The sequence below is a fragment of the Methylobacterium sp. D53M genome (assembly GCF_053345625.1).
Genome location: NZ_JBKFAL010000028.1, coordinates 39,650 through 59,528, shown reverse-complemented (window position 1 = coordinate 59,528; position 19,879 = coordinate 39,650). Strand labels below are relative to the sequence as shown.

Here is a 19,879-nt window from a genome sequence, read left to right as displayed (position 1 = left end):
GGAATGCTCGCCGAAACGCCACAACCGGCCGAACCGTTGCGCAAAAGCCGCATTTTTGCGGCGATGCAACACTGTCCACAGACCCTGCTCGGACCGCGGTTTCGGCAAAATATCGTTGAACGGTCAAGCTGTTGCCGGCCCGGGCCGCGGGAGAATCCGGCAAAGGCGGGAAGGTGATCGGGCAGGCCGCCGGTCCGGACGCGCGGGCCGGGATCCGGCTCCGAGCCGGTCGGCGGCGGGTCCGGAGCCGGATCCGGCCGCTCGAATCACCGTCCGCGGGCGCGGGGTCCGGCCGAGACCCGGCAGAAACTGCCGCGCCGGCCCGGGAGCGGGTGATCGTCGCGTCGGACCCGCGCCCGCACGAATCCGCAGACCTGCGCGCCCTCACTGCAGGGGCGGGGGCGCGTCCGGCACGGACGCCGATGCGTGCGACGCCCGCGCCCGGAAGGTCCGCCCCCTCCGCCGCCGCGCTACTCCGCGGCGCGACCGCGGCTCGCGGGTGAGGCGGGCCGCCGCTCCAGCACCTCGCGCAGGAACCGGCCGGTATGGCTGGCCTTGGCGCGGGCGATCTCTTCCGGCGTGCCCTGCGCCACCACCCGGCCGCCGCCGTCGCCGCCCTCGGGGCCCATGTCGATCACCCAGTCGGCGGTCTTGATCACTTCGAGGTTGTGCTCGATCACCACCACGGTGTTGCCCTGGTCGACCAGCTCGTGGAGCACCTCCATGAGCTTGGCGACGTCGTGGAAGTGCAGGCCGGTGGTCGGCTCGTCGAGGATGTAGAGGGTGCGGCCGGTGGCGCGCTTCGACAGCTCCTTGGAGAGCTTCACGCGCTGCGCCTCGCCCCCCGACAGGGTGGTGGCCTGCTGGCCGACATGGACGTAGTGCAGGCCGACCCGCTTCAGGGTCTCGAGCTTGTCGCGGATCGCCGGCACCGCCTTGAACAGCTCGGCCGCCTCCTCGACGGTGGAGTCGAGCACGTCGGCGATGGACTTGCCCCGGTACTTCACCTCCAGGGTCTCGCGGTCGTAGCGCTTGCCCTTGCAGACGTCGCAGGTGACGTAGACGTCCGGCAGGAAGTGCATCTCGATCTTGATGACGCCGTCGCCCGAGCAGGCCTCGCAGCGCCCGCCCTTGACGTTGAACGAGAAGCGCCCGGGCTGGTAGCCCCGCGCCTTGGCCTCCGGCAGGCCCGCGAACCAGTCGCGGATCGGCGTGAAGGCGCCGATATAGGTGGCGGGGTTCGAGCGCGGCGTGCGCCCGATCGGCGACTGGTCGATGTCGATGACCTTGTCGAGGTGCTCCAGCCCCTCCAGCCGCCCGTAGGGGGCCGGGTGCTCCAGGGCGCCGTTCAGCTTCTTGGCGACGGCCTTGTAGAGGGTGTCGATCACCAGGGTGGACTTGCCGCCCCCCGAGACGCCGGTGATGCACGTGAAGGTGCCGAGCGGGATCTCGACGTCCACGTCCTTGAGATTGTTGCCCCGCGCGCCGAACAGGCCGAGCTTGCCCTTCCGGCCCTTGCGGCGGGCGGTCGGGGTGCGCACCGCCATCGCGCCCGTGAGATACTTGGCGGTGAGCGAGGCGGGGTTCGCCAGCACCTCCGCGGGGGTGCCCTGCGCGATGATCTCGCCGCCGTGGATGCCGGCGCCCGGGCCGACATCGACCACGTAATCGGCCTGCAGGATCGCGTCCTCGTCGTGCTCGACCACGATCACCGAGTTGCCGAGGTCGCGCAGGCGCTTGAGCGTGCCGAGCAGCCGCTCGTTGTCGCGCTGGTGCAGGCCGATCGAGGGCTCGTCCAGCACGTAGAGCACGCCGGTCAGGCCGGAGCCGATCTGCGAGGCGAGGCGGATGCGCTGGCTCTCGCCGCCCGAGAGCGAGCCGGAGCCGCGGGCGAGCGTCAGGTATTCCAGGCCGACATCCACCAGGAAGCTCAGCCGGTCGCGGATCTCTTTCAGGATCCGGACCGCGATCTCGTTCTGCTTCGCAGTCAGCTTCCCGGGCAGGTCCGAGAACCACCGGTGCGCCTCGGAGACCGAGAGGGCGGTCACGTCGGCGATGTCCGCCATGGCGACCTTCACGGCCAGAGCCTCGGGCTTCAGCCGCTTGCCGCCGCAGGCGGCGCAGGGCGTCTCGCTCATGAAGCGCCCGATCTCCTCGCGCACGGCGTCCGAGTCGCTCTCCTTGTAGCGGCGCTCCAGGTTCGGGATCACGCCCTCGAACGGCTTGTTGACCGTGTACTTGCGCAAGCCGTCGTCGTAGGCGAAGCGCACCGCCTGCTTGCCCGAGCCGTAGAGCACGATGGCGCGGGCCGTCTCCGACAGGCTCTGCCAGGGGACGCCCGTCTTGAAGCCGAAATGCTCGGCGAGCGCCTCGAGCGTCTGGCCGTAATAGGGCGAGGTCGACTTCGCCCAGGGGCCGACCGCGCCGCGCTTCAGGCTCAAGCCGGGGTCGGAGATCACCAGCTCGGGGTCGATCCGCATCTCGTGGCCGATGCCGCTGCAGGTCGGGCAGGCACCGAACGGGTTGTTGAACGAGAACAGCCGCGGCTCGATCTCCGCGATGGTGAAGCCCGAGACCGGGCAGGCGAAGCGCGACGAGAAGGTGACGGTCCGCGGCGCCTCGCCCTCGGGGGCGTCGGCGAACACGATCTCGGCGACGCCGTCGGCGAGTTCCAGCGCCGTCTCGAAGGACTCGGCGAGCCGCGAGCCGATATCGGCCCGGACCACGATCCGGTCCACCACCACGTCGATGTCGTGCTTGAACTTCTTGTCGAGCTTGGGCACATCGTCGATGGCGTAGTATTCGCCGTTCACGCGCAGCCGCTGGAAGCCTTTTTTCTGGTATTCGGCGATCTCCTTGCGGTACTCGCCTTTCCGCCCGCGGACCACGGGCGCGAGCAGGTAGAGCCGGGTCTTCTCCGGCAGTTCCAGCACCCGGTCGACCATCTGCTGGACGGTCTGGCTCTCGATCGGCAGGCCGGTGGCCGGCGAGTAGGGGATGCCGACCCGCGCCCAGAGCAGGCGCATGTAGTCGTAGATCTCGGTCACCGTCCCCACGGTCGAGCGGGGGTTCTTCGAGGTGGTCTTCTGCTCGATCGAGATCGCCGGCGACAGCCCGTCGATCTGGTCGACGTCGGGCTTGGACATCATCTCCAGGAACTGGCGGGCATAGGCCGAGAGCGACTCGACGTAGCGGCGCTGCCCCTCGGCGTAGATCGTGTCGAAGGCGAGCGACGACTTGCCCGAGCCCGAGAGCCCGGTGAAGACCACGAGCTTGTCCCGCGGGATGGTCAGGTCGACGTTCTTGAGATTGTGCTCCCGGGCGCCGCGGATCGCGATGACCCGCCGGTCCTCGACGGGGGCCGGCGCGGCGTCGAACAGGGCCTCCAGCTTGGCGTCGATGGCGGCTTCGGTCCGCGCGCCGGGGGAGCTGGATTTCGCGCGAACCGGCTTGGACTCGGGCACCTTGGACTGGGGCGCCTTGGCCGTCGCCGGGGCTTTCGGAGCCGTCTTGGAAGGCGCTTTGGCGGCAGCTTTCGGTGCGGCTTGGGCAGCACCGACGCGGCTTGCGGCACGACTTCCAGCTTGGGCTTTGGCCATGAGGGCGGCGGTCTTTCGAGGCGTCGACCGAGGCATCGACGAAGTCGGACGGATTCGCGCGCGGGCCAGCCGCCGCTCCGGCTCATGTCGAGCCCGAGGGGGCCCGCGGCAAGATGCGGCCGGCGGGACGCAGGCCCGTCATGCGCCGCCCTTGCTAGAACGAAACGCGTACGTCGGCAACCGCTCGGTGAACGCGCGACCGTCTTCGCGAGCGCAGCGAAGCGATGACGCGGTGGAGCCAGCGGCCGCGATCGGAGTCCGGTGGCCCCAGCTTCGCCGTAGCTCGATTCGCCAAACCTTGGCCCACCTTCGGTGTTGCACCGCGGGCGCCGAGATCCACGTCGCCGTATCCCGCCCTCAGATCCACATCCCGACCCGTATCGATGCCAGCGCTCGACCTGACCGATCCGGCCGCCCTCCGCGGTTCCGACGACCGCACGGCCACCCAGCAGCGCCTGTCCACGCGGCTGCTGTTCCTGATCGTGGGCCTCGCCAACGCCACCTGGGCGCCCCTGGTGCCGCTGGTGAAGGACCGCGCCGGCCTCGACGAGGCCGGGCTCGGCCTGCTGCTCCTCACCTTCGGCATCGGCTCGCTCCTGGCGATGCCGAGCGCCGGGGCGGCGGCCGCGCGTCTGGGATACCGGCCGGTCCTGCTCGCCGGGACGCTGGCGCTCGGCCTGGCCCTGCCGGTCCTGGCCCTGGCCTCCGGGCTCGTCCCGCTCACCGGGGCGCTGCTGCTGTTCGGGGCCGGGATGGGGGCGGTGGACTGCGTCATGAACCTGCAGGCCGTCGCCGTCGAGCGCGCCGGCGGGCGGCCGATGATGTCGGGCTTCCACGGCCTCTACAGCCTCGGCTGCATCCTGGGGGCGCTGATCGCCAGCGTCCTGCTGGCCGCCGGGCTCGGCGCGGGCTGGAGCGCGCTGCTGCTCGTCGGGGGCATCGCGGCCCTGTTCGCGGCGGCCTGGCCCGGCATCCTGCGGACCGACCGGGCAGGGGGCGGCGACAGCGGCGGTCCCGCCCTCGCGCTGCCCCGGGGCCCGGTGCTGGTCCTCGGCCTGCTCTGCTGCGTGGTGTTCCTCACCGAGGGCTCGGCCCTCGACTGGAGCGCGGTGTTCCTGATCCAGCAGCGCGGGCTCGATCCGGCCTGGGCGGCGCTCGGCTACGCTTCCTTCTCGGTCACCATGACGGCCGGCCGGCTCGGCGGGGATGCGATCGTGGCCCGCCTCGGCCGGCGGCCCGTGGTGATCCTCGGCGGCCTGCTGGCGGCGGCCGGCCTCGCGCTCTCGGTCGTCATCCCGGCCTGGGAGGCGGCGCTCGCCGGCTACGCCCTGGTCGGGGCGGGCTGCGCCAACATCGTCCCGGTCCTGTTCACGGCGGCGGGGCGCCAGACCGCGATGCCCGCGCGCGTGGCGGTGCCGGCGGTGACGACGCTGGGCTATGCCGGGGTGCTGGCGGGGCCCGCGCTGATCGGCTTCGCCGCGCAGGCGCTCGGCCTGCCCGCGTCCCTGCTGATCGTGGCGGCGCTGCTCCTCGGCGTGGCGGCGGCCGGCCGGTCCCTGCGGGTGTGACCCCTCACGCCTCGGCGTTGCGCGCCATGAAGGTGGCGGGCGTCCCGTCCTCCGGGTTCACGAAGACGATGTCGGTCGGCGCCCGCCGGGGCGTGTCGATCGACAGGAACACCACCGGGTCCCCGGGCTCGAGCGCCGGCATCGCGTGGACTGTGCCCTTCTCGAAGAACAGGAGCTGGCCCGGGCCGAACGCCGTCTCGGCGGCCGGATCGCCCAGCCAGACCCGGCCCCGGCCCGAGAGGCAGTAGAGGTACTCGTCGCAGGTGGCGTGATAGTGCGGCGGGGTCGGCCGGTAGATCCGGAACACCCGGGCGCTCGCCGCCTCCCGGTCGGTCAGGTAGGTGTCGACCAGGAGGGTCTCGGCGCTGTCGGGCAGACCCGCCGCCAGCGCCGTCACGTCGAAGAGGCCGGTCCCCGCCGCGTCCGCCATCACGCCCTCCTCAATCGGAAAACCCTTCGAGCACGATCTTCCCCCTGGCGCGCCCGCTCTCGACCAGCGCGTGGGCGCGCCGCAGGTTCGCGGCGTCGATCCGCCCGTAATGCTCCCCCAGGGTGGTGCGCAGGCGCCCGGAATCAACGAGGCGGGATATCCCGTCGAGGAGCGCACCCTGGGCGGCGATGTCGGCGGTGGCGAACATCGAGCGGGTGAACATGAACTCCCAGTGCAGCGACAGGCTCTTGCGCTTGAGGAGCCCGACGTCGAGGCGCTCCGGATCGTCGATCAGGGCGAGGCGGCCCTGCGGGGCGATCAGTTCCACGATCGCGGCGAGGTGGGCGTCGGTGCTGGTCGTGGAGAAGACGAGGCCCGGCGCGCCGATCCCCAGGGCCGCCACCTCCGCCGCCAGGGATCTGGAATGGTCGACCACGTGGTGGGCGCCGAGGTCCCGGCACCAGGCCGCCGTCTCAGGCCGCGACGCGGTGGCGATCACGGTGAGGTCGGTGAGTTCCCGGGCGAGCTGGATCGCCACCGAGCCGACGCCCCCCGCGCCGCCGACGATCAGGATCGCCGGGGCCGCGCCCGGCACCGGCTTGTCCACGTCGAGCCGGTCGAACAGGGTCTCCCAGGCGGTGATCGCGGTGAGCGGCAGGGCGGCGGCCTGCGCCCAGTCGAGGCTCTCCGGCTTGTGCCCGACGATACGGGCATCGACGCAATGGTATTCGGCGTTCGTCCCCGGCCGGGTGAGGTCGCCCGCGTAGAACACCGCGTCGCCCGCGGCGAAACCCTGGACCTCCGCGCCGGCGGCGACGACGGTGCCGGCCGCGTCCCAGCCGAGCACCTTGGTGCCGCCTTCCTCCGGCTCGGCCCGCCGCCGGACCTTGGTGTCGACCGGGTTCACCGAGACCGCCTCGACCTTCACCAGCAGGTCGCGCGGGCCGGGCTCGGGCTGGGGCAGGTCGAAGTCGACCAGGGCCTCGGGATCGGTGATCGGCAGGGACTTGCGGTAGCCGACGGCGCGCATGGTGATCTCCTCGGAGTGTCGCCGCAGGAGATGCCGCCCGCCTTCACGGGCCGCAAGTACGCACATAAAACGCCACTAGTGCCGGAAATGATACCGTCGGAGACAGCCCATGCCCCGCACCCGCCGCCACACGGGCGCCTGCAGCCCCGGCTGCGCCGTCGAGGCGACGCTCCGGCTCATCGACGGCAAGTGGAAGGGCGTGATCCTCTACCATCTGCTGGAGGGGACCCTGCGCTTCAACGAGATCCGGCGGCGCCTCGCCAGCGTGACCCAGCGCATGCTCACCAACCAGCTGCGCGAAATGGAAGCCGACGGCCTGATCACCCGGACGGTCTACGCCGAGGTTCCTCCGAAGGTAGAATACAGCCTGACCGAGCGGGGGCGGTCCCTCGATCCGGTCATCCGCGCGCTGAAGACCTGGGGTGATCTGCACGCGGAATTGGCAGATACGACTCAAAACGCCGCCTGATTGGGCAAACCGGTGCCGAATATGGGCGCGACCACATAACCGGATCTTTATGACTTGGCCGGAAGGTGGCGCATCTCCCGCCGGACGGTTCCAGAACTTCCGATGCCGATCCTCGCCTCGCTCCGCGCCCGCATCCTGGCGGTGGCGCTCGCCCCGTGCCTCGCCTTCGCGGGGGCGGCGGGCCTCGCCGTGTCGGACCAGTGGGCGCGCCGCGCCGAGATGGGCCGGGTGGAGGGCCTGGTCGGCCTCGCCTCCCGGATCAGCGCCTTCGTGCACGAGGCCCAGCGGGAGCGCGGCGCCTCGAGCCTGTTCCTGGGCGCGAAGGGCGCGCAGTTCGGCCCGGAACTGGCGGCCCAGCGCGAACGCACCGACGCGGCCCTCGCCGGGCTTCCCGAGGCCATGAAGGCCGCGACGGGCTTCGGGCCGGTCTTCCAGGCGCGCGGTGAGGGCTTCGCGCGGGCGCTCACCGGGCTGGCCGCGCAGCGCCGGGCGGTCGACGCCCTGACGGCGGCCCCGCGGCAGGCCGTGGCCTACTACACGGGCCTGATCGGGGAGGGGCTCGGCCTGGTGCGGGCCATGGGCGGCGCGATCGACGAGGCCAGCCTCGCCGCCCGGGCGAACGCCTACGCGGCCTTCCTGGCGCTGAAGGAGGCCGCCGGCCAGGAGCGGGCCGCCGCCTCGGCGGTCTTCGCCTCCGGCACCCTCGACCTCGCGGCCGCCCGCCGCCTCGCGACCCTCGCGGCCGACCAGGCAACCTATGCCGGCCTGTTCCGGGCCGGCGCCGAAGCGGAGCAGGCGAACCTGCTCGACGCCGCGGAGGCGACCGAGCCGTCCCGCGCGGTCGCCCGCCTGCGCGCGGGCGTGCAGGAGACGATGCCGGGGACGCCCCCGGCCTTCCGCGACGCGCCGGGGTGGTTCCGCCTCGCCACGCAGCGGATCGACACCCTCAAGGGCGTGGAGGATCGGCTCACCGCCGACCTGATGGCGGCCGCGGGGGCGGCGCACGCCCGCGCCGAGCGGATGCTGGCCCTCTGGGCCGCCGGCGGGCTCGCCCTGTTCGCCCTCTCGGCCGGTCTCGCGGTCTGGCTCGGCACGGCCATCGCCCGGCCGCTCTCCCGGATGGCCGGGGTGCTGACCGCGATCGGCCGGGACGCGGGCACGGCCGACCTGACCATCCCGACCGGCGGGCCGCGCGAGGTCCAGGCGATCGCCGCGGCCGCCCTGGCGTTCCGCGACAGCGTCGCCGAGCGCCGGGCGGCCCGGGCCGCGCAGGAGCGGCTCGCCGCCGAGACCGCGGCGGCCCAGCGCGCGGCCGCCCTCGGCCTCGCCGACAGCTTCGAGCGCCAGGTCGGCGGGATCGTCGAGGCCGTCTCGGCGGCGGCGGCCCAGCTGGAGGCCTCCGCGCACGGGATGGCGCGGGCCGCCCAGGACACGACCGATCTGAGTCGGGCGGTGGCGGTGTCGGCCGATTCGGCCGCCCGCTCGGCCGACACGGTGGCGGCGGCCACCGAGGAGCTCACCGCCTCGGTCCGGGAGATCGGCGTGCAGGTCGGGTCCTCGGCGGACCTCGCGGCGAACGCCACGCGGAGCGCCGACGGCATGGCCGGGGAAGTCCACCGCCTCGCCCAGGCGGCCGGCAGCATCGGGGAGATCGTCGCGATCATCTCGCAGATCGCCGGCCAGACCAACCTGCTGGCGCTCAACGCCACCATCGAGGCGGCCCGCGCCGGGGAGGCCGGCCGCGGCTTCGCGGTGGTGGCCGCCGAGGTCAAGACGCTCGCGGAGCAGACCGCCAGGGCCACCGAGGAGATCGCCGGCAAGGTCGCGGAGATCACCGGATCGACCGAGGCCTCGGTCCGGTCGATCGGCGGCATCACGGCGGTGATCCGCGACCTCGCGCGGATCGGCGCCGAGATCGCCGCCATGGTCGAGCAGCAGGGCGCGGCCACCGCGGAGATCGCCCGGACCACCGCGCAGACCTCGCAGGACACACGCGGCGTCTCGGGCCACATGGCGGGTGTCGGCGCGGCGGCCGGCACGGCGAGCCAGGGCTCCGCCCAGGTGCTGCGGGCGGCGGCCGACCTGTCCCGGCAGGCGGGCGACCTGCGCGGCGCCGTCGAAGGGTTCCTGGCCCGGGTCCGCGCGGCCTGAAGAGAGGCTTCCGGCGGGTCGAGACCTCTGGCGGCGTCGGGAACCGTCTCGGCGCGAGGCGGCCCGGGGATCCGATGACGGGCTTGCGGCCGCCACGACACGCCGCGCTCCCTGGGCGGCACAGCGATCCAGGACTTCGAGGCCGAACGAGCCGACCGCCACGAAGGCTCCGCGCCGGCCGCGAGAGGGCACGGGGACGGTGCACGCCCGGAACCCCGGGGCTTCAGCGCGGGATCCGGGCCGGATCGCCTCCGGGTTTCCGGCCCCGTCGGGAATCAGTCGGGAATCGCGAAGCCGATCGACAGACACAGGGCCGCGACGGCCGTCAGGGCCATGGCGGCCTGACGGACCTGACGCCAGCGCGCGCTGCGCGCGCGCTCCTCCGGGCTGGCGCCGAGCTGGAGCTCGTCGTCGAAGCCCGTCACGAAGGATTCGAAACTCGGGAAGGCGCGCCGCGCGAGCCAGATCCACACGCCGACGGCGATCAGGCCGAGGACCCAGCCGCCGTAGGTAAACGCATCGTCCAACATCCGGCGCAGCCCTCGAGACGACGCCCCCCTCGCGACTTATTCTACGGGAAGTTGCGAAGATTGCCTAGGCGGAAGAAGGGCTTCCGGTGGCGGTTCCGTGTTTCCGAACGTGTCTCGCCGGGACCGATCGGGTGCCGGTCCGGCCGCGTCCCCGTCGCGCGTCCGTCACGGCCCCGGCGGGTTCCTGTCGCTCCCCTGTCAGTCTCTTGTCAGTCTCTCGCGCGGCCGAGGGCGTAGAGGGTGATGGCGGCGGCGTTCGAGACGTTGAGGCTGCGGATCGCGCCGGAGAAGGGGATCCGGGCCAGGACGTCGCAGCAGCCCCGGGTCCGCTCGCGCAGGCCCTTGCCCTCGGCACCCAGCACGATCACCAGCGGCCGCGCGATCGTCAGCGCGTCGAGGCTCTCGGGCGCGTCCGAATCGAGGCCGACCCGGGTGAAGCCGCGCTCGCCCAGGGCGATCAGGGCCTCGGCGAGGTTCCGGACGGTCACGAAGGGCACGTGCTCCAGGCCGCCGGAGGCGGATTTCGCCAGGACCCCGGTGGCGCCCGGCGCGTGGCGCGCCGTGGTGACGATCCCGGCGACCCCGAAGGCCGCGGCGGTGCGCACGATCGCCCCGACATTGTGCGGGTCCGTGATCTGGTCGAGCGCCAGCAGCAGCGCGTCGGCGGGCAGGTCGTCGAGGCCGGGCGCGGGCAGGGGTTCGGCCTCCAGGTACAGGCCCTGGTGGACGGCGTCCGGGCCGAGCAGGCGGCCGATGTCGCTCGGCCGCACCAGTTCCGGGGTGATCCGCACGGCGCCGCCGAACTCGGCTTCCAGGCGCGCGGCCGCGTTCTCGGTGGCGAGCAGCCGATGCAGGCCGCGCTGGGCGTTGCCCAGGGCCTGCACGACGGGATGCCAGCCGTAGAGCACGGTCGGCCCGTCGCCGCCCTCCTCCCACGGGCGGGACGCCCCGCCCGGGCGACCTCCGGACCGGGGGGCGGGGCGCCGGGGCCCGTGCGGGCGGGGCCGGGCGGGGCGTCCGCCGGGCGGCCGGGCGTCGTCGCGGCGATCCGTCATCGGGCCGCGATCGGCGAAGGGGCCCTGGGTCGGGCGAGGCTGGGTCGGGCGAGGCTGGGCCAGACGAATTCGGGCAAGGGGGGCATCGGCGCGCTCTTCTCTGAGGGCCCTGTCGGAAGGAGCCGAGAAACCGGGCGGCATCGCGCGCGTCAAGCCGGCATCACACCGGGAACTGCCGGCAGCCCTCGGGGATCCAGGGCCAGGACGATCGACGGAGCGCGCCGGCACGGCACCGGATTCCGTCGCCGACCCGTCAAGTCGGGACGGTCCTCCCACGTAGGAATGTGGAAAACGAACTCATATTCCCTTTGTGACCTGTGCATGTGCGGGCGCGACACGGTCGTTCGTCAGAACGAACGGGCTGATCCGCAGTAGGAAGATTATCTGGACGAATCTCTCAGAGAGTCAGTTCAGAAAGTTATATGAGGTGGCGAATTCCGCATCTGTGCCAGGGCCTTGGTCTGCATTCGCGCATTCGACTCTGCGCCGGCCCGCATCGGACTCTGCGTCGCGGCGTATCCGATTCTGCGCCCGGACGGCCGGTCGGCGTATCGGAATCTGCGCGGCGGCGTATCCGATTCGGCGCGAATCGGGGCCCGGAGCGGTGAATAACGGGGACGGACACCGAGCGGTCCCGCGTATCGGACTCTGCGTGGGATCGCCGGGGGAGCGGGGCCCGTATCGAACTCTGCGCGTGCCGGCCCGGGAGCCGGCCGTGAAGGGAGCAGTGTCGGCCCGCTTTCCGGCGCGTCCCCGCGACCGGGGAAGCGTGGATAGCCGGGACAAGGCCGATCGGACGGGGGCCGCGGCGGGCGAATCGTGGCATGGCAGGATCGGGCCGTCCGTCCGCCTGGCGGATCGACGGCCCGTGTACCGCGGGCCGAGGGGCGATGAGCATCGAGGAGAAGATCGCCGGGATCCACGACCCGGACCTGCGGGCCGAGATCGAGGCGGCGCGCGGCGGCTTCCTGTTCGCGCAGATCGTCGAGCACGTGCTGCACCGTCAGCGCGAGCGCGACGCACAGGCCGCCCTCCTGGGGGAGGAGGAGAGCCGCCGGGCCGGGCTGTCCCGCGACCAGCGCCGCCGCGACGCGGTGCGCCTCGTGATCGAGAACGAGCCGGCCGTCCCGTCGAGCCTCCAGCACATCCACTCGGTCCTGGCGCTGTGCGGCCTGCCCTACCGGGACCCCGGGCCGGTGCGGGAATTCTCCCGCAGCTACGGCCGCAACTCGCTCAACCTGATCGCCGGCCGGATCAAGGACCCGGAGACCGGCGCCTTCGAGCCCCAGGGGCTGCCCTACGGCCCGAAGGCCCGGCTGGTCCTGCTGCACCTCTGCACCGAGGCCGTGCGCCAGCGCAGCCCCACCGTGAAGGTGGCCGAGACCCTGTCGGGCTTCATGCGGGAGATGGGCTTCGCGGTCACGGGGGGCGAGCGGGGCACCATCCGCCAGTTCAAGGAGCAGCTGAACCGGCTGGCCGCCTGCTCCATGCAGATCGGCCTCTGGGACGGGCGCGACAGCGCGACCACCCTCAACGTCCCGCCGTTCCGCAGCCTGGAACTGTGGCGCCCCCGCGCCGGGGAGGGGGACGACGAGGCCGGCCGCACGGTGCGCTTCGATCCCGAATTCTACGAGACCCTGATCCGGCACGCCCTGCCGGTGGACCTGCGGGCGGCCCGGGCCTTCTCGGGCTCGGCGCGCAAGCTCGACCTGCTGTTCTGGACCGGCTACCGCCTGCGGTCCCTGCAGCGGCCGCTCCGCCTGACCTGGGCCAACCTCCACGCGCAGTTCGGGGCCGAGAACGCCTCGATCCGCAGCTTCCGCCAGGCGTTCAAGGCCGATCTCGCGCATCTGCGCGAGGTGTTTCCGCGGCTGCCGCTGGTGCTCGACGACGGCGGGCTGACCCTGCACCCGGCCGATCCCAGCACGCTGCTCGTGCCGCCTCGCCCTGCGGCTAAGGGAATACGGAAGCGGCTCAAAGAATAGAACAGGGATCGCTGCCTCTCATTCCCTAAGGGAATGGCTGCCTGACGGAATATGTGACGGTGGCTATTCCCTGAATGGCGCGGAATGAGATATGTGTTCCGTCCGCCTGGAAGGAACATCACGTGGCCCTGTCGGATTCCGAGATCGCGGCGCGGCTCGCCGCGCTGCGACGCCAGCGCGAGGCGCTCGATCGGGAGATCGCCGATCTCGTCCTCTACCAGGAGCTCGGCCGCCGGTTGGCGGCCGGCGGAGCGGACGCGCGGCCGGACCCGGTCCTGAAGCCCGATCCGCCGGCGGGCCTCGGCCGAGACGTGGCCGACGGGCCGCCGCGGGGGCGGGACGTACGGGACGTCCTAGAGGCCCGGTCCGGATCGCTTGCCGACGCGGCGGGCGCGGACCCCGGGCACTGGGGCGCGCGGGCCGGTCCGGCGGCGCGGTCCGCGGGGGCGCCCGGTCCCGTCGGCGCCGCCGGACCGATCCCGCCGGCGATCGCCTTCACGGAGGACGCAGCCGGCGCCCGCCGCTACGGCCGGGCCGTGGTGCAGGCGGCCTGCGCGGCGATCGCGCGGGCGGGCCGGCCGCTGCACGCGGCCGAGATCCTGGAGGTGCTCGCCGGGCAGGGCTTCACCCTTCCCGGCCGGGATCCGGTGGCGGCCCTGAACACGCGCCTGTGGAAGCGGTCCGGGCCGGGCGGCCCCCTGAACCGGGTCGCCGAGGCCACCTACGCCCTGGCATCCATCCCGGGATCCGCCCCGGCGTGGCCGGGGCCGGAGCCCGCCTGAGGGGCGCCGGTCACGAAGACGTGAGGCCGGACCCCGCCGGCTCCCCCATATTGGGGGGGCGCCGCGACGGGCGATCTGCTTGGCTGCGCGCCGGCAGACGGCGTCCCGGCCGGGGAGGACGTGCATGGACAGGATCGGCCGTGATCGGATGATCGGGCGGGCGCGATGACCGCGGCGCTCGCCGCGCCGGCCACGCAGGTCTGCGCCTTCATGCTCGGCTGCGCGCTGATCCACGTCGCCCGCGCCCACGCCGACCGGATCACGCGGCTCCTCGCCGTCACGGCGGTCGGCGCGGCCGTGCTGGTGCTTCTCGTCGCTTCCCTCGACTACGCGCCGGAAGGCGGAACCTTCGACGAGGTCACCGTCTACGCGGCCTCCTGATCCGGCCGCCCGATCCGACCGCTTGGCCCATCAGGGGCCGCTCAGTTGACCAGGCAGAAGCCCTGACCGGTGCCGATCCGGCGCTCCTGCGCGCACCAGGGCTTGGACGCGCCGGGGCCGGTCGCCGGAACCTTCAGGCTGGCGGTCGTCTGCGCGGGGTCGGCGGCGGTGCCGCGGAGGGTGAGGCTGCCGACGGGCACCCGGCCGGGTGCGGGCCGGAGCGCGACCGGATCGGAGCCGGCCTCCGCTCGCGATCCCGGCGCGACCGCGCCGTCCGGTGCCGGGAGCGCGGGGCTCGCCGCCACCGGTTGCACCGGGTCGGGCGGGCTCAGGGTCGCGAGGCCGGGCATGTCCTGCGCCGCCGCGGCGCCGCACAGGACCAGGCAGGCGGCCGAGGCCGCGAGGAACCTGATCATCGACGAAGCTCCTGACGAGAACCATTCCGCCGGCCGGTCCCGCGGGCCGGACCTGCCGTGAGGCTGAGTCTGGCCTCCCGCTCGTTAAAGGGGCGCGAAGATTCAGGATTAACCGGTTTTGAAGATCGCCGTCTCCCCGGAGGCGGACAGCCTTGACGGCCCGCGCGGCGGGCCGCCGTCGTCCGGGAATGGAGGCCCGGCGACCGGGTGCGGACGCGGCGCGGAGCCGCTCCCGATCGCGCCGGGAACGGCTCCGCGCCGTCGTTTCGGGCCGTGTCGCCGCGAACCGGTCCGGGTGCGGCGGCGCGCCCTCCGCCCGACGGGTCTCGCCGCCGGCGGAGGGCGCCAGGGTCCTCAGTGCGCCGGGGCCGCCACCGCGGCGGCGAGCCGGTCGTGCGGGACACCCGACCCGCCCACCACCGCGATCCGGCTGCCGCCGGCGCTGCGCCGGCTCGCCCAGTCGCCGATCATCTCCAGGCAGGTGTGGTCGATGGCCGCGAGGTTGTCGGTGGCGAGGCGGACCTCGCCGCCCGCGGGGGTCCGCTCCAGGGCCGCCGTGAGGCTCGGCAGCTGCAGGAAGGTCGCCGCCCCCGACAGGCGCAGCTCCGGCACGCCGGGCACTTCGGGGGCCGCCGCGTGCTCGATCCGGAGCCGTCCCTTGCGCAGGCTCGGCAGGGCCTGAATCAGGCTCAGGGCGAGGCCGGTGAGCACCCCGGTGAGCAGGTCCACCGCCACCACGGTGGCCATCGTGGCGAGCCAGATCGCCGCGGTCAGCCAGCCGTAGCGGGCCTGCAGGTGCAGGGCGTGGGCCGGGCTCGCCAGCCGCCAGCCGGTGACCACCAGGATGCCGGCGAGGCTCGCGGTCGGCACCAGGGCCAGCAGCCAGGGCAGCACCAGCAGGAACGCCAGGATCCAGGTCCCGTGCATCACCGTGGCGGCGCGGCTGACGGCGCCCGCCTGCACGTTGGCCGACGAGCGCACGATCACCCCGGTCATCGGCAGCGCGCCGGCGAGCCCGCAGATCAGGTTGCCGATGCCCTGCGCGCCGAGTTCGCGGTTGAACTGGGTGCGGGGACCGTCGTGCATCCGGTCGACGGCGGCCGCCGAGAGCAGGCTCTCGGCGCTGGCGATCACGGCGATGACCAGGGCCATGATCAGGATCTCGGCCTCGGCGAGGCGCGCCCAGGATTCGGCCGCCGGCAGGGCGAGGCCGGAGAACAGGGCCTCCGGCACCGCCACGCGCTTGACGGCGAGATCCCCGAATCCCGCCACGAGGCTGCCCGCCAGCACGCCGACGAGCGCCCCGGGCAGGAGCCGGAGCCGCGCCGGGCGCAGCCGCTCCCAGGCGACCATCGCCGCGATGGTGATCCCGCCGACGATCACGGCCCCGGTGCGGTCGCCCGTGCCGGTGACGAAGTTGAAGAACGCGGCCGGGATCGCCACGAGGTTGTCGAGGCCGCTCGCCCGGGGGAGGGCGTCGGTCAGGACGTGGATCTGGGCCAGCACGATCAGGATCCCGATGCCGGCCAGCATGCCGTGCACCACGGCCGGCGAGATCGCCCGGAACCAGCCGCCGACCCGCAGGGCGCCGGCGACGAGCTGGACGAGGCCCGCCACCACCAGGACGGGACCCAGGGCGTCGAGACCGTGCGCCTGCACGAACCCGTAGACGATCACGGCGAGCCCGGCGGCGGGCCCGCTGACCTGGAGCGGCGAGCCAGCGAGGAGGCCGACCACGATGCCGCCGACGATGCCGGTGATGAGGCCGCGCTCCGGCGGCACGCCGGACGCGATGGCGATGCCCATGCACAGGGGCAGCGCCACCAGGAAGACCACCACGGAGGCGGGCAGGTCCCGGGCGAGGCTCGCCCGGACGGCGCCGTCCGGGGCGAGGGCGCTCTGCAGGCTCGTGGTCAGGCGGCCGGGGGCGCGCATGGTCAGGCCGCCTGCAGGCGGCTGCTGGCGGAGGAATCCTGCGCCACGGGCATGTCGGCCCCGGCGATCGGCCGGAATTGCCCGCTCGCGCCGTCGTAGGCCAGGAGGGCACCGGTCTCGATCTCGAAGAACCAGCCGTGCAGCCGCAGGGAGCCCTTGGCCAGGGCGGCGGCGACGCTCGGATGGGTGCGCAGGTTGGCGAGCTGGACCACCACGTTCTCCAGGGCCAGGGCGTGGTGGCGGGCCTGGGCGTCCATCCCCTCGGGATAGGCCTCGCAGACGATCCGCTCGGCGGCCTCGGCGTGGCGCAGCCAGGCCGCGACGCTGGGCATCCGCTTGAGCAGGTCCCGGTTCATCAGCCCCTTCATGGCGCCGCAATCCGAGTGGCCGCAGACCACGATGTCGCGCACGCCGAGGGCCACCACGGCGTACTCGATCGCCGAGGAGACGCCGCCGACCACGTCGGAGGCCGGGGGCACGATGTTGCCGGCGTTGCGGCAGACGAACAGGTCTCCGGGTCCCGCCTGGGTGATGTGCTCGGGCGAGACCCTGGAATCCGCGCAGGCGATGATCAGCGCGCTCGGGTGCTGACCGTCGCGCACCAGCTGCTGGTACATCTGCCGCTGGCCGGGGAAGACGCTGCCCTGGAAGCTGGCGATGCCCTGGATGAGGTTGTTCATGAAGGGTCCCTGAGGCCGGGAGAACCGGAAGGCGAGAACGGGGAAGGGCGATGCGCCGGAGTGCGCAGCGGTGTTCGGTCGGCTCCGCCCGGCCGGAGGGGCCGGGCGGCGGGTCTCGGTGTCGGGTGACGTGTCGGGTGTCGCGTCGGAGGCCCGGCCTCCGAAGTCTCAGCGACGGACCCGGCGGCGCTCCGCGGTTCCGGAGGCCCAGTGCGGGTCGACGACCTGGCCGCGCGCCACGGTGGCCCCAGCCCTGTCGTGAACCATCGGCGCCCCGAGGAGCTGCCCGGACCCGGAGCGCTGCGAGTGCAGCGAGCGCGGGTCGTGGTGCGGGTCGTTGATGTAGGAGCTCATGTGGCCGCCGCCGGCAGCCTGCCGGCTCCCGCCGCCGCCTTCGCCCGCCTGCGCCGCCAGGGGCGCTCCGAGGATTCCGACCACGAGGCCGAGGGCGAGGCCGAAGGCGGGACCGGCCGCGTGGCCGCGAACCGGGAGATGTCGGAACTGGGTGCGGGACTGGATCATGACGTTTCCTCGCTGTTCGACTTGTGGCGAGGGACACCGCATCCCTGCCGATAAGTCGACCCTAGTCTACATTTTCGGAATAGCGTGTGCGCATCGGCACATTGTATCGACGAAAGCTTTAATCCGTGGCGTAAGTACTATCGTGTGCGTCCGCGCACGTCTTTGTCCATCTTGAGAGAGCGGCCGGGATTAAGGACAGATCTGGCGCCGACGGCGCGGAGCGTGTCCTTCCGGCGCGTGTCCTTCCGGCGCGAGTCCGCGGCGCGCAGGGCCGCGCGGCCGCCCTCGCACCGCGGACGCGCGCGCTGTCGGGTGCGGTCGGGACGACGGTCGCCCGGGCCGGAGCGGGGTCAGGCCCGTCCGGTGTGGAGACGCGTCACGGGCAGGGGATTGGCCGCCACGTAGACGAGGCCGCCGGCCTCGTAGGTGAGGCTGGCGGTCCTGCCTCCGGCGAGGCCCCGCTCGAGCAGGCGGGTGCCGAACCCCCTCCGCGACGGCGAGACGACCGGCGGGCCGCCGCACTCGCGCCAGGTCAGCCGCAGGGTCTCGGTGTCCGGACCCGCCTCCACCGTCCAGGCCAGCGCGGCCCGCCCGCCCGGAACCGACAGGGCGCCGTGCTTGACCGCGTTGGTGCACAATTCGTGCAGGATCATCGTGAGCGCGAGGGCGCCCTCGGGCGGCAGCCGCAGGTCGGGGCCGTCCAGGGTGATGCGCGGGGTGTTCGCACCCGGAGCGTCCCGGTCCGCAGGGTCACGATCCGAAGTCTCCCGACCGGAGGAATCCCGGTTCGAGGGATCGCCGCTCGCGGGGTCCGGACCCAGGAAGGGCCGCACCGCCTGGGCGGCGATGCCGCGCAGATCCGCGCTCGCCCAGCTCTCGCGGGTCAGGATGTCGTGGGCGCGCGACAGGGCGAGGAGCCGCGCCTCGAAGGCGTCGCGCCCGGCCGCCGCGCCGGCGCCCAGATTCTTCAGGCTCTGCGCCGCCATCGCCTGCACGGTGGCGAGGGTATTCTTCACCCGGTGATTGAGTTCGTCGATCAGCAGCCGGTGGGTCTCGGCGCGCCGGGCCCGCTCGTCCGCCGCCGCCGCGAGGGCGTCGGCGATCGTCGCGCCCTCGCGCACGAGGGAGCGGGGCAGCGTCGGCAGGGGCTGGTCGCGGCCCAGGGTCTCGGCGGCGACCGCCAGATCCAGCAGGGGGCGGGCGATCAGGCCCGCGAGCAGCCACGCGAGCAGCGCCGCCGCGAGAGCCACCGCGCTGCCCGCCGCCAGGATGCCCCCGCGCAGGGCCGCCACCGAGGTCAGGGCCCGGTCGGCCGTCTGCCGCACCACCACCTGCCAGCCGAGGCCCGGATAGTCGCGGTGGCCGGCCGTGGACGCGCGGGCGCTGAGATACGCGGCGCCGTCCGGCCAGGGGCCGACCCGGCTCGTGCCCTCCGGATCGAGGGGCCGGCCGCCCGCCAGGACCGAGCGGGGCAGGGGGGCGCCCTGCAGGGCGGGCGGCCCGAGGAGCACGGTGCCGTCGCGGGACAGGATCAGGATCTCGGCGCCCTGGCGGTGGCCCCGGAGGCCAGCCTCGAGGATGCGGGCCATGTCGCGCGCCCAGGTCCAGTCGAGATGGGCGGCCAGCACCCCGAGGACGCGGCCGTCCGGCGCCCGCACCGGCGCCGCGACGTCGAGGAGCCGCAGGGGCTCGCGCGCCGCCGCGCGCGCGGCGGCCTCGTCCGGGGGCATCAGCGCCTCGAGGAGCTTGGCCGGGTGCACGTCGCCCACGTAGGGGCCCGCGCGGCCGCCGCGGAAATAGTCGCGGCCGGAGACGTCGGCGCCCTCCAGGGCGCCGGTGCTGGTGACGGAGAAGCGCCCGTCGGCGTCCATCAGCCCGATGATCGAGTAGGCCGGGTAGGTCGCCTGGAGCCGCTCCAGCACGGCGCGCTTGGCGGCCGTTCCGGTCCCGGGATCGCGCAGACTGTCCGAGGCGGCGGCGATCTGGATGTCGCGCCAGCGCTCGAACATCCCGATATCGAGGCCCCGGGCCATCTGACCGGCGATCTCGGCGAGCTGGCCGCCGACCTCCGCCTCGAGCCGTCGGGTCGCCTCGCGGCTCACCAGGGCGGCGAGCGTCAGGGTCGTCAGGAAGCCGAGCGTGCCGAAACCCAGGGCCAGCACGACGCGCAGCCGCGGCGCGCGCCACCGGTCACGCCATCCGCCGCGGCGGCCGGTCCGGTCCGCGGGGCCGGCGCAGGGCGCCGCAAGGGATTCCGATCGCGCGACCGCTTGCATCCGATCTCCCTGGGATCGGCCGGCTCCCGGTGGAGGGAGATCGTGCCCGCGATCCCGTCTCAGCACGCGG

The 19,879-nt window shown here is 73.5% G+C and carries 16 protein-coding genes; 6 read left to right on the top strand and 10 right to left on the bottom strand.

Annotated elements, in window-relative coordinates; all coding sequences use genetic code 11:
- Positions 1 to 470: 470 nt before the first annotated feature.
- Entirely contained in the window at positions 471 to 3,599 is a 3,129-nt protein-coding gene (gene uvrA, locus ACLBYG_RS26865; protein ID WP_103985044.1) for an excinuclease ABC subunit UvrA, read from the bottom strand.
- Positions 3,600 to 3,982: 383 nt separating this feature from the next.
- Here uvrA and ACLBYG_RS26860 point away from each other — a divergent pair, with 383 nt between their 5' ends.
- The gene (locus ACLBYG_RS26860; RefSeq protein ID WP_447683486.1) at positions 3,983 to 5,167 is read left to right on the top strand and encodes an MFS transporter; all 1,185 of its coding nucleotides are present in this window, start codon (positions 3,983 to 3,985) and stop codon (positions 5,165 to 5,167) included.
- Positions 5,168 to 5,171: 4 nt separating this feature from the next.
- On the opposite strand, the gene ACLBYG_RS26855 is transcribed toward ACLBYG_RS26860, so the two are convergent.
- On the bottom strand, positions 5,172 to 5,597 hold the full coding sequence (locus tag ACLBYG_RS26855; protein WP_042671331.1) for a cupin domain-containing protein: 426 nt from the start codon (positions 5,595 to 5,597) through the stop codon (positions 5,172 to 5,174).
- A gap of 10 nt (positions 5,598 to 5,607) precedes the next feature.
- Positions 5,608 to 6,627: a zinc-binding alcohol dehydrogenase family protein gene (locus ACLBYG_RS26850; RefSeq protein ID WP_447683485.1), complete on the bottom strand. Its 1,020-nt coding sequence runs from the start codon at positions 6,625 to 6,627 to the stop codon at positions 5,608 to 5,610.
- Positions 6,628 to 6,736: 109 nt separating this feature from the next.
- Between ACLBYG_RS26850 and ACLBYG_RS26845 the strand changes: the two genes are divergently transcribed.
- Together ACLBYG_RS26845 and ACLBYG_RS26840 are read left to right on the top strand one after the other, a co-directional pair.
- A complete protein-coding gene (locus ACLBYG_RS26845; RefSeq protein ID WP_020095505.1) occupies positions 6,737 to 7,096 on the top strand; it encodes a winged helix-turn-helix transcriptional regulator in 360 nt (119 codons plus the stop codon).
- Positions 7,097 to 7,198: 102 nt separating this feature from the next.
- Positions 7,199 to 9,247, top strand: a complete 2,049-nt coding sequence (locus ACLBYG_RS26840) for a methyl-accepting chemotaxis protein (protein ID WP_447683484.1) — start codon at positions 7,199 to 7,201, stop codon at positions 9,245 to 9,247.
- Between the two features lie 275 nt (positions 9,248 to 9,522).
- Here ACLBYG_RS26840 and ACLBYG_RS26835 read toward each other — a convergent pair whose 3' ends face one another.
- Positions 9,523 to 9,777, bottom strand: coding sequence for a hypothetical protein (locus ACLBYG_RS26835; protein WP_026605300.1), 255 nt, complete (start codon positions 9,775 to 9,777; stop codon positions 9,523 to 9,525).
- 209 nt (positions 9,778 to 9,986) lie between these two features.
- The gene (locus ACLBYG_RS26830) at positions 9,987 to 10,832 is read right to left on the bottom strand and encodes a TrmH family RNA methyltransferase (protein WP_083916122.1); all 846 of its coding nucleotides are present in this window, start codon (positions 10,830 to 10,832) and stop codon (positions 9,987 to 9,989) included.
- Positions 10,833 to 11,722: 890 nt separating this feature from the next.
- Here ACLBYG_RS26830 and ACLBYG_RS26825 point away from each other — a divergent pair.
- The 3 genes from ACLBYG_RS26825 to ACLBYG_RS26815 all read left to right on the top strand — a co-directional run bounded on the left by ACLBYG_RS26825 (position 11,723) and on the right by ACLBYG_RS26815 (position 13,980).
- Positions 11,723 to 12,817: a replication protein RepA gene (locus tag ACLBYG_RS26825; RefSeq protein WP_091677303.1), complete on the top strand. Its 1,095-nt coding sequence runs from the start codon at positions 11,723 to 11,725 to the stop codon at positions 12,815 to 12,817.
- A 122-nt stretch (positions 12,818 to 12,939) separates the two neighbouring features.
- Positions 12,940 to 13,599, top strand: coding sequence for a hypothetical protein (locus ACLBYG_RS26820; RefSeq protein WP_447683483.1), 660 nt, complete (start codon positions 12,940 to 12,942; stop codon positions 13,597 to 13,599).
- A 165-nt stretch (positions 13,600 to 13,764) separates the two neighbouring features.
- Positions 13,765 to 13,980, top strand: coding sequence for a hypothetical protein (locus tag ACLBYG_RS26815; RefSeq protein ID WP_447683482.1), 216 nt, complete (start codon positions 13,765 to 13,767; stop codon positions 13,978 to 13,980).
- A gap of 41 nt (positions 13,981 to 14,021) precedes the next feature.
- On the opposite strand, the gene ACLBYG_RS26810 is transcribed toward ACLBYG_RS26815, so the two are convergent.
- From ACLBYG_RS26810 to ACLBYG_RS26790, 5 genes are all read right to left on the bottom strand, one after another.
- Complete coding sequence (locus ACLBYG_RS26810; protein ID WP_091677294.1) at positions 14,022 to 14,396, bottom strand: hypothetical protein; 375 nt, start codon at positions 14,394 to 14,396, stop codon at positions 14,022 to 14,024.
- Positions 14,397 to 14,750: 354 nt separating this feature from the next.
- Positions 14,751 to 16,331 (bottom strand): SulP family inorganic anion transporter, encoded by a 1,581-nt coding sequence (locus ACLBYG_RS26805; RefSeq protein ID WP_447683481.1) that lies wholly within the window; start codon positions 16,329 to 16,331, stop codon positions 14,751 to 14,753.
- Between the two features lie 2 nt (positions 16,332 to 16,333).
- Positions 16,334 to 17,011 carry a carbonic anhydrase gene (locus ACLBYG_RS26800; RefSeq protein WP_020095513.1) on the bottom strand — a complete coding sequence of 226 codons (678 nt, stop codon included), beginning with the start codon at positions 17,009 to 17,011 and terminating at the stop codon, positions 16,334 to 16,336.
- Positions 17,012 to 17,179: 168 nt separating this feature from the next.
- A complete protein-coding gene (locus ACLBYG_RS26795; protein ID WP_447683480.1) occupies positions 17,180 to 17,533 on the bottom strand; it encodes a hypothetical protein in 354 nt (117 codons plus the stop codon).
- A 350-nt stretch (positions 17,534 to 17,883) separates the two neighbouring features.
- Positions 17,884 to 19,809 (bottom strand): sensor histidine kinase, encoded by a 1,926-nt coding sequence (locus tag ACLBYG_RS26790; RefSeq protein WP_447683479.1) that lies wholly within the window; start codon positions 19,807 to 19,809, stop codon positions 17,884 to 17,886.
- Between the last annotated feature and the right edge of the window lie 70 nt (positions 19,810 to 19,879).